This is a genomic window from Staphylococcus haemolyticus (assembly GCF_006094395.1).
Lineage (GTDB): Bacteria > Bacillota > Bacilli > Staphylococcales > Staphylococcaceae > Staphylococcus > Staphylococcus haemolyticus.
Genome location: NZ_CP035291.1, coordinates 1949811 through 1967550, shown reverse-complemented (window position 1 = coordinate 1967550; position 17740 = coordinate 1949811). Strand labels below are relative to the sequence as shown.

Sequence of the window (17740 nt, the reverse complement as noted above, 5' to 3'; positions counted from 1 at the left end):
AACTTTGTCTTTTTTGTGAACTAAAGTTCATAAAATCGAACTGAAAATGAAAGTGTTGACTAAGACTATAAATGGGGATGAACAATAGGTTAAGTGCAAAGTCTTTTGAATGAATCAGATAAACATATATTAAGGTAAAATATATTGTTACATCTGAACTTTGTTATGTTCTGAAATTTGTAGCCTTTTTCTACATTTAAGAAAATAATTATGAAAGCTTAGGTGAATGAAATGGCACAAGATCGTAAAAAAGTACTTGTTTTAGGTGCAGGTTATGCTGGTTTACAAACAGTAACTAAATTACAAAAAGAACTTTCTGCTGACGAAGCGGATATTACATTAATTAACAAAAATAAATATCACTACGAAGCAACTTGGTTACATGAAGCTTCAGCTGGTACATTAAACTATGAAGATTTAATTTACCCAATTGAAAGTGTAATTAAAGAAGATAAAGTTAAATTTATCAATGCAGAAGTAACTAAAATCGACCGTAACGCTAAAAAAGTAGAAACAAATCACGGTATCTATGATTACGACATTTTAGTAGTAGCATTAGGTTTTGAAAGTGAAACATTTGGAATTAATGGTATGAAAGACTATGCTTTCCAAATTGAAAATATTGAAACTGCACGTAAATTATCTCGTCACATCGAAGATAAATTTGCAAACTACGCAGCTTCTAAAGAAAAAGATGATAAAGACTTAGCTATCTTAGTTGGTGGTGCAGGCTTTACAGGTATCGAATTCTTAGGTGAATTAACTGAAAGAATTCCTGAATTATGTAATAAATACGGTGTTAATCAAAACAAAGTTAGAGTAACTTGTGTTGAAGCTGCGCCAAAAATGTTACCAATGTTCTCTGATGAATTAGTTAATTACGCAGTTAACTACCTAGAAGACCGTGGTGTTGAATTCAAAATTGCTACACCAATCGTTGCTTGTAACGAAAAAGGTTTCGTAGTTAAAATTAATGATCAAGAACAACAATTAGAAGCTGGTACAGCAATCTGGGCTGCTGGTGTTCGTGGTAGTAAATTAATGGAAGAATCATTTGAAGGTGTTAAACGTGGTCGTATCGTGACTAAACAAGATTTAACTATTGAAGGTCATGATGATATCTTTGTTATTGGTGACGTTTCAGCATTCATCCCAGCTGGTGAAGAACGTCCATTACCAACTACAGCACAAATTGCAATGCAACAAGGTGAACACGTTGCGAAAAGCATTAAAAACATCTTAAACGGTCAAGCAGCTACAGACTTTGAATATGTTGATCGTGGTACTGTATGTTCATTAGGTGCACATGATGGTGTTGGTATCGTATACGGTAGAGACATTACTGGTAAAAAAGCTGCATTCATGAAAAAAGTTATCGATACTCGTGCAGTATTCAAAATCGGTGGCGTAGGCTTAGCATTCAAAAAAGGTAAATTCTAAGTTTCTCATATAAATTATCTAATATGATTTTGAAAATAAATACTAATTTAAAGCTACAATGCCAATTCGCAGTAGCTGACTGAACTGAAAAAGCGTATAAATCAAGCTTTTCTCATTTCTAGTCATCCTTATGGGGGTGGAATAACGAATTCATTGTGAATTCTGTTCCACTCCTTCTTTTATATGATATAAAAAGGAAGTGTAGAGGTTATGGTTAATTTCAATATAAGTAATACAGTTTTAAATTCAGAAGTATTTATTATAGGGTTGCCTGATCACATCAATCAACTTGGTTATATTAATTACAATAATGAAGATATAACAAAACAAATTGATACATACCGTCATCATCATTTAATTAGCAGTCAATTAGGTAAAATATCTTCAACTTTGTTACCTTTAAAAGACTCATCAAAACGACTTATTACTGTTGGATTAGGAAATTTAAAGACGCTTGATTATGGTACGCTATTGAGAGCTTTCGGCAATTTATTTCAATTTTTAAAAGAAGAACGTGTAACTGAAGCAGATGTATTATTCGATACATTGATTTCAAAGAAAATAGAGCAAACCAAAGTCGCAGAGGTTATGGGACTACAAAGTGAACAGGCAGTTTACAGTTTTGACAACTATAAATCTGATAAATCTGCACCCTATCAATTAGAGTTAAACATAAGTACGAATAAAGAGGACTTACATCGATATTTTATCAATGGTGCTATAATCGGACAATCGGTTAATGTTGCACGTGACTATAGCAATATGCCACCTAATATACTAACGCCTAATTATTTTGCTGAACAGGTTACGCAACACTTTGATGAAACATCAGTAAAAGTTGATATTAAAGATGGAAAACAATTATTAGATGAAGGATTCGGACTTATTCATGCTGTTGGTAAAGGGTCGGAGAATCCTCCAGTTGTAATAACTATGACATATAATGGTGGTGACAGTGAAGACGCACCAATTGCATTAGTAGGAAAAGGTATTACATATGATTCAGGTGGCTATAGCATTAAATCGAAGATAGGTATGCAGACTATGAAATTTGATATGTGTGGCGCAGCTAATGTAGTTGGAATGATTGATGCGATATCACGCTTGCAAATTCCTATCAATATTGTAGGAGTTATTGCTTCTGCTGAAAATATGATAAGTAGTAATGCAATGAAACCTGATGATGTATTGACGGCATTGAGTGGTGAAACAGTTGAAATGTTAAATAGTGATGCGGAAGGGCGTTTAGTACTAGGAGATGCTGTATTCTATGCTAATCAATTTCAACCTAAGATTATTTTAGATTTCGCTACATTAACAGGAGCTGCAGTTGCAGCACTAGGTGAAGATAAAGCAGCTTTATTTAACTCTAATGCAGATAAAGAGATTGAGGAAATACGAGTTAGTGCTAAAGAAATGGATGAATATGCTTTTGAATTACCTATGACTCAAACTGAGCAACGATTAATACGTCAATCTGACGTTGCAGATTTAGTCAATCATACAAACGGTCATGGAAAAGCACTCTTTGCAGCCACATTTATTACTCATTTTAGTGGATCTACACCACATATCCATTTCGATATTGCTGGTCCTGCGACAACTAACAAGACTAGCTATAAAGGTCCAAAAGGCCCAACTGGCAGTATGATTACTACTGTATTAAATTGGTTAAGATAAATAGAAAAGTAGAAATCATTTGGTTAAGGAGTAGAAACATGTGCTATTGCGTGTTTCTACTCCTTATTTAATATGAATAATCTTATTAACTTAGAATGTAATTCTACATTGACAACGTACCAGCTACTTGGTATGATAAGGAACATATTAAATACTTTAGTTCGGTAGAGAGATAAAGGATGTGTTGTTATGTTTAATGCAGTTGTAATAGCCGTATTATTAATGATTGTTTTATGCTTATGTAGACTAAATGTAGTTATTAGTCTGTTCATTAGTGCATTAGTAGGCGGTCTCATTTCTGGAATGAGTGTTGAAAAGGTAATCAGTGTATTTGGAAAAAATATTGTAGACGGTTCCGAGGTAGCGCTAAGCTATGCATTATTGGGTGGATTTGCAGCATTGATTTCATATAGTGGTATTACAGATTATCTTGTAACTAAGATAATCCGCGCAATTCACTCTGAAAATAGCAGACTATCAAGAATAAAAGTAAAAATCATTATTATCATAGCTTTACTCGCGATGAGTATAATGAGTCAGAACCTTATACCGGTTCACATTGCTTTCATTCCAATAGTTATACCGCCACTATTAAGTCTGTTTAATGATTTAAAAATTGATAGAAGACTTATTTCTCTAGTCATCGGCTTTGGTTTGTGTTGGCCTTATGTCTTATTACCATATGGCTTTGGACAGATTTTCCACCAAATTATTCAAAGCGGTTTCCAAAAAGCACATCACCCTATCGAATTTAATATGATTTGGAAAGGCATGTTGATTCCTTCACTTGGTTATATAGTTGGTTTAATCTTGGGTATGTTTTATTATCGTAAACCACGAGAATATAAAACAGAAACTTATGTAGAAGATGAGAATACAATTAATGAAATTAAACCGTATGTACTCGTAGTTACAATAGTCGCTATATTAGCTACATTCTTAGTTCAAACTTTTACTGATTCAATGATTTTTGGTGCATTAGCAGGTGTACTCGTATTCTTTATTTCGGGTGTTTACAAATGGAGAGAATTGGATAGTCAATTTGTTGAAGGTATTAAAATCATGTCATTTATAGGTGTTGTTATTCTTTCAGCTAATGGTTTCGCAGGTGTCATGAATGCAACAGGAGATATCGAAAAATTAGTATCAAGTTTGACTGACATTTCAAATGGTCACAAGTTATTAAGTATTGTCATCATGTACATTATTGGTTTAATTGTAACTTTAGGAATTGGTTCATCATTTGCAACGATTCCTATAATTGCAACATTATTTATTCCACTTGGTGCTTCACTCGGCTTAAGTACTATGGCTCTAATCGCTTTAGTAGGAACTGCGAGTGCTTTAGGTGATTCAGGATCTCCTGCAAGTGATTCTACGCTAGGGCCAACAGCTGGGTTAGATGTGGATGGACAGCATGATCATATTCGCGATACATGTATCCCGAATTTCTTATTCTATAATATACCTTTAATGGTATTTGGTACGATTGCAGCTATGATATTATAGGTGTAATGAGGTGAACAATTAAATGACTAACTTATTGGAAACTTTCGAAATGCAGATTGAAGAAACATCAGAGGGTAAAGTAGTAATTTCAATGCCTGTTACTGATAAAGTTAAACAACCATTCGGTTATTTGCATGGTGGTGCAACAATTGCTTTAGGTGAAACAGCGTGTTCATTAGGCGCTGCTAATCTAATCGATACGAAATCGTTCATACCACTAGGTTTAGAAATGAATGCTAACCATATTCATTCGGTTAAAGAAGGTCGTGTTATTGCTACAGCAACGATTATTCATAAAGGAAGCACAACTCAAGTTTGGAATATAGAAATAAAAAGTGAACAAGGCCAATTGATAAGTGTTATGAGAGGAACAATTGGAATTAAACTTTTAAAGCAATAAAATACCAAACGCTGCTTTAGTTCGATTAAGCATTGTTTTAAATATCCTACTTATAAAAGTATTTGTTTAAGAAAAAACGCAGACGTGGGACGGTGAATTCATAAAGAATTCTATCCTACGCCTGCTTTTTTATAAGAAATATACAAGAGATCGTATTTAAAAATAGTTTATAGTTGTTACGTTGACAATTACTTCTAATGAAATTAAGCATGTTTTTGGATAGGTTGAGCCGATAAACGTTTATAAGCCTGTTTAATTCTTTGAGCGGCTTCTCTTCCACCCATGATATTTCTAGCAAAAGGACCCAGTTCTAAATCTGCTAAACCACCTGACACAAACAATTGAGGTAACCACTCTAATTCAGAACTAATGGAAGGTAATCCACAGCGTGTTAATGGAGCATCTTCATTTTTAATTAATGATTGAATCATAGGCTGTTTTAATAGTGTTGGTTCAAAACCGGTTGCTAATAAAATGAAATCATAAGGGATAGCCGCTTGTTCTGTATGAATTTGATGTTGGTCAACTGATAAAATATTCTCTTTATGAATTATAAGTCGTCCAGATTGAATATGTTTCTTAAGTCGTAAATATAACTCTCTAGGCATTGAACCTTTATGTCTTTCGTGTTGAATGATAGACTGCCGTTCTAAAGAAGATTCAATATTTAAAAAGTGATTCATATTTTTAGGACCTAACCAACCTGGATCTGCATCGAAATGTTGGATATCAATGTCTTTATTCATCCATAAATGAATAACTTTATCATGAGATTGATTTATAAGTTTTAAAGTTAAATGGGCAGCAGAAATACCACTTCCTATAACGTGAGAACTATGTCCATACATAGTTGTATTAAATGATTTATCGAAAATGTGGCACACATCATCAGCATCTTGATAAATATTAGGAATATAGGGTTTATGCGTACATCCATTTGCTAATATAACGCAATCCGTGTGTATGACTCGATTATCATTTAATTGTATTTGCCATTGACCATCTTTCTTCGCTAATGCTTCTACATAGCCTTGAATATGATTTTCGTTTAAATCATAATGATGAACTTGTTCGTGAACATGATGCATAAACATATCTGTTTGTGGACGTTGGTATTGACCATATGTACCGTGCGCATATTGTTGAACTTTAGCGAATTGTTTTAAATGGAATGGGTTAGGGTGGATGTGATGTACAATTGGTGAACGCAAATAGGGCATGCTGATACGATGAGAAAAATCATTGAATTGTTCACATAGTGTGGCATAAGGGTCTATAATTGTTAATTTATCTCTAGATAGCCCTAATTCTCTTAGTTGAATCGCAATTGTTGTACCTTGTAAACCGCCACCGATAATTGTCCAATGCATAATAACACTTCTTTCTTTTTTAAAACGTAATAATTACGATTTATATTATCATAAATATGTAGACTAGACAATAAAAAAAGGGCGGGGACAGAAATCATTTTGAATTCTGTCTCCACCCGCAATTGTGACTTGAGCTATATAAAGTTTGCTATAAGAACTTTTTCAATTTAGTAAGTTGATGTATTAGTTAAATCATCTTATCTTTAAATTCATTTTTTAATTCATCGATCTTCGTATCTTTAGTATAAGGTGTTTTATTATTATAAGCTGCTCTCATTATTAAATGACTTGAAAGTGGGCCAGTTATAAGAATAAAAAGAATACCAAAGATTAACTGCATATTAATATATCCATCTGTAGCGATAAAGTATAAGAATGTGCCAAACAATAGGAAAATAGCACCTAAAGTTGCTGATTTGCCTGCAGCATGACCACGCGAATAAATATCTTTTAATCTTATAATACCAATAGCAGTAACGGCACTTATAATAGCTCCTAAAATGACAAAGATAACAGCTAAACTAATGATGATGTTCGTTATCACGTTCAATCACCTTACCTTTATCCATATATTTTGAGAAGACGGCTGTTCCTAAAAAGGCTAAAATACCAATTAATAAAATAGCTACGAGTAAATATTCTGAACCTATGAATATACTATATAAGGCGATACACGCCATTAGTTGTAAACCGATTGCATCAAGTGCTAAAATTCTATCGGCTAATGTGGGACCTTTGATGATACGAACAAACATCGCTAACATTGATATTGCAACAACAATTAAAGCAATAATCATGATGATTTTTAACATTAGTCTTCGCCCACCTCTCTAACTACTCTCTCTAATGAAGATTTTATACCTTCAACTTCTTCTTCTTTAGTACTAAAATCTATAGAGTGAATATATATTTTTTTTCTATCATCACTTATACCTAATACGACTGTTCCAGGCGTCAATGTTATTAAATTAGATAATAAAACGATTTGCCAATCAGTTTTTAAGTCAGTGTGATATACGAAGAATCCTGGTTCATTCTTAAGTTTAGGTTGTAGAACAATTTTTAAGACGTCGATATTAGCTTTTAATAATTCTACAAAAAATACAACCGCTAATTTTAATATCTTATAAATTTTTATGAAATAAAATCTTCCTGGTAATATTCTACTAAATAAATATACAAATCCGAGTCCTAGTATGAAACCGAGTAAGAGGTTATTTAATGTATAGCTACCACTTAAGAAAATCCAAATAAAAGCTAAGATAAAGTTTAAAATAATTTGAATAGCCATTATGATCTACCTCCTAAGACACTCTCAATATAGATGCTAGGATCGTAAAACGATTGAGCCGCCTCAGAAATTAATGGATATAATAAATCAGCAGATAATCCAAATACGACTGTGATGACGACAGCAATTATTGAAATAGTAGTTGCGTGTTTAACGTTAACACTTTGAGTAGGCTCATAACCTTTAGGTTTCCCGAAAAAGCCTTTTAAGAAAATATGAATGACTGAATATAGTACAACTAAACTTGAAAGTAAAACGATAATACCACTTACATAAAACCCTTTTTCAAAGGTTGCTTGTACAATGTAATATTTACCATAAAAACCACTTAGAGGCGGTATACCAGCGAGACTTAGTGCTGCGATGAAGAAAGTCCATCCTAGTACAGGGTAGTGTTTAATTAAACCGCCAAAGTCTTTAAGACTTGTAGATTTCGTAATTTGATACATCACACCTATAAGTAAAAATAGGGCAGTTTTGACTAACATGTCATGAATTGTGTAGTAAATCGCACCTATAATACCTGCTTCATTCATCATTGCTACGCCAACTAAGATAACTCCGACAGCAATCATGATATTATAAATAATAATCTTTTTAGTGTCATCGTATGCAATCGCACCTACTGAACCAAAAATGATCGTTAATAACGCTAAGAATAAAATTGTATAGTGCGAGAAACTCATTGTGTTGTGGAAGAACAAGCTCAAAGTTCTTAAAATCGCATATACGCCTACTTTTGTTAGTAGGGCACCAAAAAATGCAATGATTGCAAATGGTGGTGCATAATATGAACCTGGCAACCATACGTACATAGGGAAAGCACCAGCTTTAGTTGCGAACACGAAGATAAATAAAATAAAGACTATACTTAAGAGTCCGCCATGTGTGTTAGACAATGTAGATAATTTTTCACTAATATCTGCCATGTTTAACGTACCAACGATGGAATATAAAATCGCTACTGCAATTACAAAGAATGTTGAGGTAACTATATTAACTAATAAGTATTTGACAGTTTCACGTAATTGAATTTGAGTGCCACCTAGTACAAGTAGTGCGTAAGATGACATTAGGAAGACTTCGAAAAATACAAATAAGTTAAATATATCTCCAGTTGTAAATGCACCTATAATTCCTACTAACATAAATGTGATAGAGAAGTGATAATAATAACGTTCTCTATCTATTCCTGCTGTGGTACTTGAAAATGCAGTAATTAAAATGGTGATAATGATACTAGTCACAATCAACATTGCACTAAAACTATCTAGTAAAAAGATAATGCCATAAGGTGCAGGCCAAGAACCCAATTCTACTTTAAGCGGACCATCGACATATACATTTCTTAAATTGATTATTGCCACAATTAGTGTCAGGACTAGACCAGTTAAAGTGACATATCGTTTCGCACGATAACGTTGTCCTAAAAAGACCAATATAATTGCTGTAAAGATAGGTACGACTAATGAAAGGACGACTAAGTTATTTTCAATCATCATCTAAAACTCCTTTCATTCTTTCTACGTTGTCAGTACCTAATTCTTTATATGTTCTAAATGCTAAGACTAAGAAAAAGGCAGTTGTCGCAAACGCGATAACGATTGCCGTTAGTATTAATGCATGGGGGATAGGATCGACATATTGACTAATATTTTTTTCATAGATTGGCATTTCGCCATGTTTCAATCCACCCATAGTAATTAAAAATAAATTTGATGCATGTGTAATTAAAGTTGTCCCCATAACAATTCGTATCAAACTTTTAGATAAAACGAGATAGACACTAATTGAAGCGAGGATGCCACATACAAATATCATGATTATTTCCACTATTCGCTCTCTCCAATCGTTATAATAATTGTCATAATCGTTCCAACTACTGCGCAAAGAACTCCGAAATCAAAGAACATCGGTGTGTTCATATGAACAGGTTGAAGTAGGGGCAACGGTATATTAAATTCCGTGTGTGTGAAAAAGTTTTCACCATAGAACCAACTCGCTAATGGAGTACCAACACAGAATAATAAGCCAATTCCAATTAAAATTTTAAAATCCCACGGGAATACCTTTTCCATCGTTTTAATATCAAACGCAATTGCGATGATAGTTAGTGCACATGATAATAGTAGGCCACCTACGAAGCCACCACCAGGTGTATAATGTCCTGCAAAGAATAAAGTGACCCCAAATAAGGCGATTAGAAAGGCGATAATAACAGCGGCATATTGAAACATTAAATTATTGTTCTGTCTGTTCATCACTTTTCACCTCACTTGATTGATGTTTACGACGCAACTTAATCATTGTATACACACCTAAACCTGCAATACCTAATACAGATGATTCAAATAAAGTATCCATACCACGGAAGTCAACAAGTATGACATTTACCATGTTCTTACCGTGAGCTAAATCATAAACATGTGCTTTATAGTATTCTCCAATAGATGTAAAATGTCTGTTTCCGTACGCAATTAAACCTAAGATAATGACAACAAGTCCGACACCAATTGAAATAAGTGCGTTCGTTAATTTAAATGATCGTGTTTCATTATAACGATTTAAATTAGGTAAATGATAGAAACATAATAAGAATAACGCTGTAGAAATCGATTCTACTACGAACTGTGTTAAGGCAAGGTCTGGTGCTTTGAAAAATACAAATAACACAGATACTGAATAACCGACCACACCTAGCATGATAACGCTAAATAAACGTGATTTAGCAATAACAACCATAAATGCTGCGATAATTAATAATATTAAAATCGCTATTTCATAAATATGAATATTATTTATATCTTTAAAATTAAAGTCAAAAGGAACGCTTAGTAGCGTCACAATCGTAACGACAATAAGCATACCGAATATAATGACTAAGCTATCTCTAACATAACCATTTACATAACTATTCGTCATATTCGCTGAATAATTAGGCAAGTATTTTCCAGTAGAATCATACCAATGATTTAACGTTAAACGTGTTGGCTGAGCGTGTAAGAGTCGGATCCAATAACTAAATGTTAGTAATAAAAGAATACCTAATATCCAAATAATTAATGTTGAAATAAATGCAGGCGTAATACCATGGAATAAGTGGAATTCCGCATTAACATTACTCATACCACTAATTGCAGTTGTCGCTGGTTCTACAATAGATTGCGTTAATAATCCAGGGAATAACCCAAAGACAACAACGAGTACTGCTAAAATGATTGGAGATAATAACATTAATATTGAAGCTTCATGTGCTTTTTTAGGTAAAGCATTCGGTTGATGTTTACCAAAGAAAATATACATAATAAATTTAATTGAATAAACAAATGTAAATATACTACCCACAATAGCTAAAATAGGAAAAACAATACCTAATGTATCTAAACTGAAAACATTAGCGTGAGAAATCTCAATCATGGCTTCAAGAAATTTTTCTTTAGAAAGGAAGCCATTAAACGGTGGAATGCCTGCCATACTTAATGCTGTAATAACAGTAATTGTAAATGAAATAGGCATAATCGTTAGTAAACCACCAAGTTTTTTAACATCTCTTGTGCCTGTAACATGATCTACAGCACCTGTAATCATGAATAACGCACCTTTAAATGTGGCGTGATTCACTAGATGAAACACTGCTGCAGTAAATCCAGCAATGTACAATTGGCTTTGACTTCCCTCGAAATGATAACTTACGGCACCAATACCTAACATCGACATAATCATGCCAAGTTGAGATACTGTTGAGAAGGCAAGTATACCTTTCAAATCTTGTTGTTTTGTGGCATTTAAAGATGCCCAGAAAAGCGTGATTAGACCAACTAAAGTAATTGTCCAAATCCATCCTTGTGATATCGCAAAAAGCGGTGTAACACGAGCAACTAAATATAATCCTGCTTTCACCATTGTTGCCGAGTGTAGATATGCACTGACTGGGGTAGGTGCTTCCATAGCGTCAGGCAACCAAATATAAAATGGAACTTGTGCAGATTTAGTGAATGCACCCAACATAATAAGTACCATTGCGAAGATAAATAATGGACTATGTTGAATTTCAGATGCATTAGCAATTAGCTCGTGTAAGCTAAGTGAATCACCTGCTAGAGAAATTAAAATGAATCCCCCTAATAAACTTAATCCACCAAATACGGTAATGATTAATGACTTTTGTGCACCATAAATAGATGCCTTTTTTTCTCTCCAGAAAGAGATAAGTAAAAAACTTGAAAACGAAGTCAATTCCCAAAATAGATATAAAATAATTAAATTGTCTGAAAGGACAACGCCTAACATTGCACCCATAAATAGTAATAAATAACAATAAAAATTACCAAGTTGTTCAGATTTACTTAAGTAACCAATGGAATATAAAACCACTAACGATCCTATACCTGTTATAAGTAAACTAAATAAAATGCTTAAGCCATCAAGATATAAATCAAAATTCATACCTATATGTGGCATCCAGTTTAATGTTTTTATTACTGTATTACCTGACTGAGTAGTCGAAATAAGAGATGAGAAATAGATAAATAAGACAACAGGAATAGGTAATACAAACCAACCTAAATGAATCTTTTTAAAGAATCGATATAGAATTGGAATAATGAGTGCAAATATTAACGGTAAAATGACCGCAATATGTAACAAACTCACTATGTTATCCTCCTTAAAAAATATTTATGCAATATATTATACATGAATCATATTGTTCTGAAAAACGCCGAAAACTCATATGAGTAGTGATTTTTCAGAACTTGTTAAATAAGAAGAAACACGTTCAAATGACCTATAAAAATTTTTGTTTATATTGAATTGAATAGTCATTTTTTAAATTTTCAAGATTGTTTAAGGCTTGTTTTGCAAATTCAGTATTTTGTTGTTTTAAATCATTTTCCATTTTTGTAATAGCTTGTTGAAGTGACGCTTCATAAGTCATTTCTTCAACATTAAACTCACGCAATTGTGAACGCGTTGCATAACGTTTTTCAAAGTGACTTAGAGCACGTCTTTCATGGAAAAAGACACCTTCAGTTTGTCCTGGATTATGTAAATCACCTTGTTTTGGATGTTTAATCACTTGTTCAACTTGAACTAGAACTTGGTCGTCATTCTCTTCTTTAATAGTAACGCCGTAAGCGCCAGTCTTATGTGAGAATCGGTATAACATGCTATATTACTTCCTTTCAAATGTGTTAAGATGTATCTATATCATCATAACATGAATGGAGAATTGAAATGACTAACTATCCACAACTAAACAAAGAAATACAAGACAATGAAATTAAAGTTGTTATGCATACAAATAAAGGCGATATGACATTTAAGTTGTTCCCAGATATCGCGCCGAAAACTGTAGAAAATTTTGTGACACACGCTAAAAATGGTTATTATGACGGTATTACTTTCCACCGTGTTATTAATGACTTCATGATTCAAGGAGGAGATCCTACAGCAACTGGTATGGGTGGTGAAAGTATTTATGGAGGTTCTTTTGAAGATGAATTCTCTTTAGAGGCTTTTAACTTATATGGTGCGCTTTCAATGGCAAATGCAGGACCAAACACAAATGGTTCTCAATTCTTTGTTGTTCAAATGAAAGAAGTTCCAGAATCTATGGTTAACCAATTAGTAGATGGTGGCTGGCCTGAACCGATTGCCAAAGCATATGCGGATAATGGTGGCACGCCTTGGTTAGATCAAAAACACACTGTGTTCGGACAACTAATTGAAGGCGAAGCAACTTTAGAAGATATTGCAAATACTAAAGTAGGTGCACAAGATAAACCTGTACATGATGTAGTTATTGAATCTATTGATGTAGAAGATAAATAATAATTGATTATGAACAAATCTTTCGAATCGACGGTTGATGTCGATTCGTTTTTTTATGGTTTAACTTTCAATTCAATTGCAATTTTTAAAACGATAACCTTAAATGCGAACGTTAATTTAGTATTTGTCGAAAGGGTTATTATATTTTTGAAAAAATGTGGATTTTTATTGGTTTATAGTTAGTCCAAGTTTGTGATTTATGCTATTATAATTATGTTAAGTAAATCGAAGTAAGGGGTTATCAAGTTGAATAATCACTATAAAGAAGGTCAGCATATTAAAGTGCGTGTGACTGGAATTCAACCGTATGGCGCTTTTGTTGAGACCCCTGACCATACTGAAGGACTTATCCATATTTCTGAAATTATGGATGATTACGTCCACAACTTAAAAAAATTTCTATCAGAAGGACAAATCGTTAAAGCAAAAATTTTATCAATTGATGATGAAGGAAAACTAAATTTGTCTCTTAAAGATAATGATTACTTTAAGAATTATGAACGAAAAAAAGAAAAGCAGTCAGTATTAGATGAAATTAAAGAAACAGAAAAGTATGGGTTTCAAACACTTGAAGAACGCCTACCGGTCTGGATTAAACAGTCTAAACGTGCGATTCGTAATAATTGATTGACTGTTAACACGCTAAGAGTCTGGGACATAAACCCTAGAGAAATAGCCAGTAAATGAGTTTTAACAAATTCATTTACTGGCTTCTTTATTTACAATACGGAGTATTGTTGGCTCGCTTTCTTAGGGGACAGCTTCAGCCTGTAGTCTTCAGCTTGTCCTGTTCCCTCAAGAGTCTCGCCAAAATACTTTGTATTTATATGTAATTTTACATTGTAATACTTTAAAAAAATAAAGCACTTTCGTATAATTTAATAAACATCACTAAACTAAATTAACGAGGTGCCTTATGTATAAAAATTATAACATGACTCAACTTACTCTACCAATGGAAACTTCAGTTCTTATCCCCACAAATGATATTTCACGACATGTAAATGATATTGTTGAAACAATTCCTGACAATGAATTCGACGAATTCAGACATCACCGTGGTGCAACTTCGTACCATCCTAAAATGATGTTAAAAGTGATTCTATATGCCTACACACAATCTGTATTCTCAGGTCGTAAAATAGAAAAAATGCTTAATGATAGCATCCGAATGATGTGGCTATCACAAAATCAAAAACCTTCTTATAAAACAATTAATCGATTTAGAGTAAATCCAAAAGTAGATGCTTTATTAGAATCTTTATTTATTCAATTTTACAGTCAGTGTGTAAAACAAAATCTTATAGATGATAAAGCTATTTTTATTGATGGTACAAAAATTGAAGCAAATGCCAATCGATATACATTTGTATGGAAAAAGAGTATTCAAAACCATGAATCAAAGATGAATGAGGATTCTAAAGCCCTCTACCATGAATTGGTAACCAATAAAATCATACCGGAAATTAAAGAAGATCATGATAATGAATTAACAAAAGAAGAAATAGATTTGATTGGTAGTCACTTAGATAAAGAAATCGAAGATTTAAACCAACATATCAACAATGAAAAATGTACTAAAACAAGAAAACAAATACGTCTCAAAAGAACTAAAATCAAAAAATACAAAAAGCAAATCAATGATTATTTTGAGCGAAAGTATCGATACGAATTTCAAAAATCTATTTTAAAGGATAGAAATAGTTATTCTAAGACAGATCATGATGCGACATTTATGAGAATGAAAGAAGATCACATGAAAAATGGACAACTTAAGCCAGGGTATAATTTACAAATAGCGACAAATTCCCAATTTGTTTTATCTTATAATGTGTATCAAAATCCAACGGATACTAGAACGATGATTCCATTTTTAAATTCAATTCAAGAGACCTACGGTCATTTACCTGAATATATTGTAGCTGATGCAGGTTATGGTAGTGAATCAAATTATAAGGCAATTATAGATGACTTTAATCGAACGCCACTCATAACATATGGAATGTTTATAAAAGATAAAACTAAAAAATATAAAAGTGACATCTTTAATACTCAAAATTGGAACTATGACGAAATTAATGACGAATTCATTTGTCCGAATAATAAACGGCTAGGTTTTAAAAGATATGCCTATCGTCATGATAAGTATGGTTATAAGCGAGACTTCAAATTATATGAATGTGATGATTGTTCAGAATGTCCTCTGAAAAATCAATGTATGAACTTCAATTCAAAAACAAACAAAAAAATAATGAAGAATTATAACTGGGAATATTTTAAATCCCAAATTAACAAAAAGCTTTCAGAACCAGAAACAAAAAATATCTACAGTCAAAGAAAAATTGATGTGGAACCTGTTTTTGGATTTATGAAGGCTATTTTGGGTTTCACTCGGATGTCTGTCCGAGGACTCAATAAAGTCAAAAGAGAACTTGGTTTTGTATTAATGGCACTTAATATAAGAAAAGTAGTAGCTCAACGAGCTGAAAATAATCAAAAAATTTATAAAAAAGACAATTTCTATATTATTTCAATAGAAATTGTCTTTTTTCACTTATCCAAGAACTTTATGTCCCGGACTCTTTTTTATGCGTTTGATTATAAAAAAGCGACACAAATATATGCATGTACAGTCAAGCAGAATATTGGAAGAGCTTTAATTCTGCGTGCTATAGTCTAGTCATAATTAAAAAGGAAAGGACTTACCTATGAATAAAAAATATGAAAAATTATTTGAAACCGTAACTTTGCCAAATGGGGTTGAATTAAAAAATCGTTTTGTATTGGCTCCATTAACGCATATTTCATCTAATGATGATGGTACAATTTCTGACGTGGAAATACCGTATATTGAAAAGCGCTCTAAAGATGTTGGCTTAGCTATCAATGCTGCAAGTAATGTTAACGATATTGGTAAAGCTTTTCCAGGACAACCTTCTGTTGCGCATGATTCAGATATAGAAGGACTCAAGCGTTTAGCACAAGCTATGAAGAAGAATGGTGCTAAAGCTTTAGTTCAAATTCATCATGGTGGCGCACAAGCATTAGCTAATTTAACACCGAATGGAGATGTTGTTGCACCAAGTCCTATCACTTTAAAAAGCTTCGGACAACAACATGAACATGATGCTAGAGAAATTACCCCTAAAGAAATTGAACAAACAATTAAAGATTTCGGTGAAGCAACGCGTCGAGTAATCGAAGCTGGGTTTGATGGCGTAGAGATTCATGGTGCTAATCACTATTTAATTCACCAATTTGTATCTCCATATTATAATAGAAGAAATGATGAATGGTCTGATCACATGAAGTTTCCAACTGCTGTTATAGATGAAGTATTAAAGGCCAAATCAGAATATGCGAGCGATGATTTCATAGTAGGGTATCGACTTTCTCCTGAAGAAGCTGAATCACCAGGTATTTCAATGGAAATTACCGAACAATTAATTAATACAATTACTGAAAAATCAATTGATTATGTTCATATATCTCTTGGAGATATTCATTCAACTACAAGAGAAGGTAAGTATGCAGGACAAGAGCGATTGAAATTAATTCACCAATGGGTGGATGGTCGTATCCCAGTTATTGGTGTAGGATCTGTATTTACAGCTGATGATGCATTAGACGCTATTGAATCAACAGGTGTTGAACTCGTAGCACTTGGTCGTGAAATATTATTAGACTATAATTTCATCAGCAAAATTCAAGAAGGAAAAGAAGATGAAATTTTATCAGAATTTGACCCTCATCGTGAAGATAAGCATGAATTAACACCTAATTTGTGGAAACAATTTAACCAAGGTTTTTATCCGTTACCTCGTAAAGATAAATAGTATTAATGAGTGAATAAATGTTAAACTTTGCGGTTAGTTTTAATCTAGTTAAAAAGAAGATGTTCAAAATATCTTTATAAATTTAATTTGATAAATGTAGATGAACTTAGAGTTTATAATAGATTATGGCAATCATTCTTGTCATAATCTTTTTTTATGTAAATACCAAAGGAATCTTAATTCATTTTATTTATCGGAAAATTTTTAATATTTTGCTTGTAAAAATATTGATAGGTATGTCATTATATCTGTAAGGGCTTTCATTTAGAAACGAAGGGCATATTTGATGTAACAATGAGTCATTTAGTGCTCTTATTAATTTTGCGAATATACTTCTTTGTATATGACATCGAAAGCCGTAATCGTATGGCAATTAGTTTTA

Annotated in this window: 17 protein-coding genes; 8 read left to right on the top strand and 9 right to left on the bottom strand. The window is 32.7% G+C overall.

All coding sequences use genetic code 11. From position 1 onward, the window contains the following. The first annotated feature begins 231 nt into the window (after positions 1-231). The 4 genes from EQ029_RS09440 to EQ029_RS09425 all read left to right on the top strand — a co-directional run bounded on the left by EQ029_RS09440 (position 232) and on the right by EQ029_RS09425 (position 5029). Complete coding sequence (locus EQ029_RS09440; protein WP_037559155.1) at positions 232-1440, top strand: NAD(P)/FAD-dependent oxidoreductase; 1209 nt, start codon at positions 232-234, stop codon at positions 1438-1440. Positions 1441-1650: 210 nt separating this feature from the next. Next, positions 1651-3120 (top strand): M17 family metallopeptidase, encoded by a 1470-nt coding sequence (locus EQ029_RS09435; RefSeq protein WP_037559153.1) that lies wholly within the window; start codon positions 1651-1653, stop codon positions 3118-3120. A 189-nt stretch (positions 3121-3309) separates the two neighbouring features. Beyond that, entirely contained in the window at positions 3310-4629 is a 1320-nt protein-coding gene (locus tag EQ029_RS09430; protein WP_037559151.1) for a Na+/H+ antiporter family protein, read from the top strand. A 22-nt stretch (positions 4630-4651) separates the two neighbouring features. Further along, complete coding sequence (locus EQ029_RS09425) at positions 4652-5029, top strand: PaaI family thioesterase (protein WP_037559148.1); 378 nt, start codon at positions 4652-4654, stop codon at positions 5027-5029. Positions 5030-5232: 203 nt separating this feature from the next. Here the strand turns inward: EQ029_RS09425 and EQ029_RS09420 are convergent, their stop codons facing one another. From EQ029_RS09420 to EQ029_RS09380, 9 genes are all read right to left on the bottom strand, one after another. Then, positions 5233-6399: an NAD(P)-binding domain-containing protein gene (locus EQ029_RS09420; RefSeq protein WP_037559145.1), complete on the bottom strand. Its 1167-nt coding sequence runs from the start codon at positions 6397-6399 to the stop codon at positions 5233-5235. A gap of 187 nt (positions 6400-6586) precedes the next feature. Beyond that, positions 6587-6943: a Na+/H+ antiporter subunit G1 gene (locus tag EQ029_RS09415; RefSeq protein WP_011276272.1), complete on the bottom strand. Its 357-nt coding sequence runs from the start codon at positions 6941-6943 to the stop codon at positions 6587-6589. Continuing rightward, positions 6921-7211, bottom strand: a complete 291-nt coding sequence (locus EQ029_RS09410) for a Na(+)/H(+) antiporter subunit F1 (RefSeq protein WP_011276271.1) — start codon at positions 7209-7211, stop codon at positions 6921-6923. The genes EQ029_RS09415 and EQ029_RS09410 overlap by 23 nt, the downstream gene beginning before the upstream one ends. After that, the gene (locus EQ029_RS09405) at positions 7211-7690 is read right to left on the bottom strand and encodes a Na+/H+ antiporter subunit E (RefSeq protein ID WP_037559134.1); all 480 of its coding nucleotides are present in this window, start codon (positions 7688-7690) and stop codon (positions 7211-7213) included. Before EQ029_RS09405 ends, EQ029_RS09410 begins: the two co-directional genes overlap by 1 nt. After that, positions 7690-9189 carry a Na+/H+ antiporter subunit D gene (locus tag EQ029_RS09400; RefSeq protein ID WP_011276269.1) on the bottom strand — a complete coding sequence of 500 codons (1500 nt, stop codon included), beginning with the start codon at positions 9187-9189 and terminating at the stop codon, positions 7690-7692. Before EQ029_RS09400 ends, EQ029_RS09405 begins: the two co-directional genes overlap by 1 nt. Beyond that, positions 9182-9523, bottom strand: coding sequence for a Na+/H+ antiporter Mnh1 subunit C (gene mnhC1, locus EQ029_RS09395; protein ID WP_011276268.1), 342 nt, complete (start codon positions 9521-9523; stop codon positions 9182-9184). Before mnhC1 ends, EQ029_RS09400 begins: the two co-directional genes overlap by 8 nt. Further along, a complete protein-coding gene (locus EQ029_RS09390; RefSeq protein WP_016931159.1) occupies positions 9523-9951 on the bottom strand; it encodes a Na(+)/H(+) antiporter subunit B in 429 nt (142 codons plus the stop codon). The genes mnhC1 and EQ029_RS09390 overlap by 1 nt, the downstream gene beginning before the upstream one ends. Beyond that, positions 9932-12343 carry a Na+/H+ antiporter subunit A gene (locus tag EQ029_RS09385; protein WP_037559131.1) on the bottom strand — a complete coding sequence of 804 codons (2412 nt, stop codon included), beginning with the start codon at positions 12341-12343 and terminating at the stop codon, positions 9932-9934. Before EQ029_RS09385 ends, EQ029_RS09390 begins: the two co-directional genes overlap by 20 nt. 133 nt (positions 12344-12476) lie before the next feature. Beyond that, the gene (locus tag EQ029_RS09380) at positions 12477-12857 is read right to left on the bottom strand and encodes a kinase-associated lipoprotein B (RefSeq protein ID WP_011276265.1); all 381 of its coding nucleotides are present in this window, start codon (positions 12855-12857) and stop codon (positions 12477-12479) included. Between the two features lie 68 nt (positions 12858-12925). Between EQ029_RS09380 and EQ029_RS09375 the strand changes: the two genes are divergently transcribed. The 4 genes from EQ029_RS09375 (at position 12926) to EQ029_RS09360 (ending at position 17358) form a co-directional block, all read left to right on the top strand. Next, positions 12926-13522, top strand: a complete 597-nt coding sequence (locus tag EQ029_RS09375) for a peptidylprolyl isomerase (RefSeq protein ID WP_016931161.1) — start codon at positions 12926-12928, stop codon at positions 13520-13522. 246 nt (positions 13523-13768) lie between these two features. Continuing rightward, the gene (gene ygs, locus EQ029_RS09370) at positions 13769-14149 is read left to right on the top strand and encodes a S1 domain-containing post-transcriptional regulator Ygs (protein ID WP_011276262.1); all 381 of its coding nucleotides are present in this window, start codon (positions 13769-13771) and stop codon (positions 14147-14149) included. Positions 14150-14438: 289 nt separating this feature from the next. Next, a complete protein-coding gene (locus EQ029_RS09365) occupies positions 14439-16202 on the top strand; it encodes an IS1182 family transposase (protein ID WP_428843960.1) in 1764 nt (587 codons plus the stop codon). A gap of 28 nt (positions 16203-16230) precedes the next feature. Then, the gene (locus EQ029_RS09360) at positions 16231-17358 is read left to right on the top strand and encodes an NADH-dependent flavin oxidoreductase (protein WP_011276261.1); all 1128 of its coding nucleotides are present in this window, start codon (positions 16231-16233) and stop codon (positions 17356-17358) included. Positions 17359-17740: the final 382 nt, after the last annotated feature.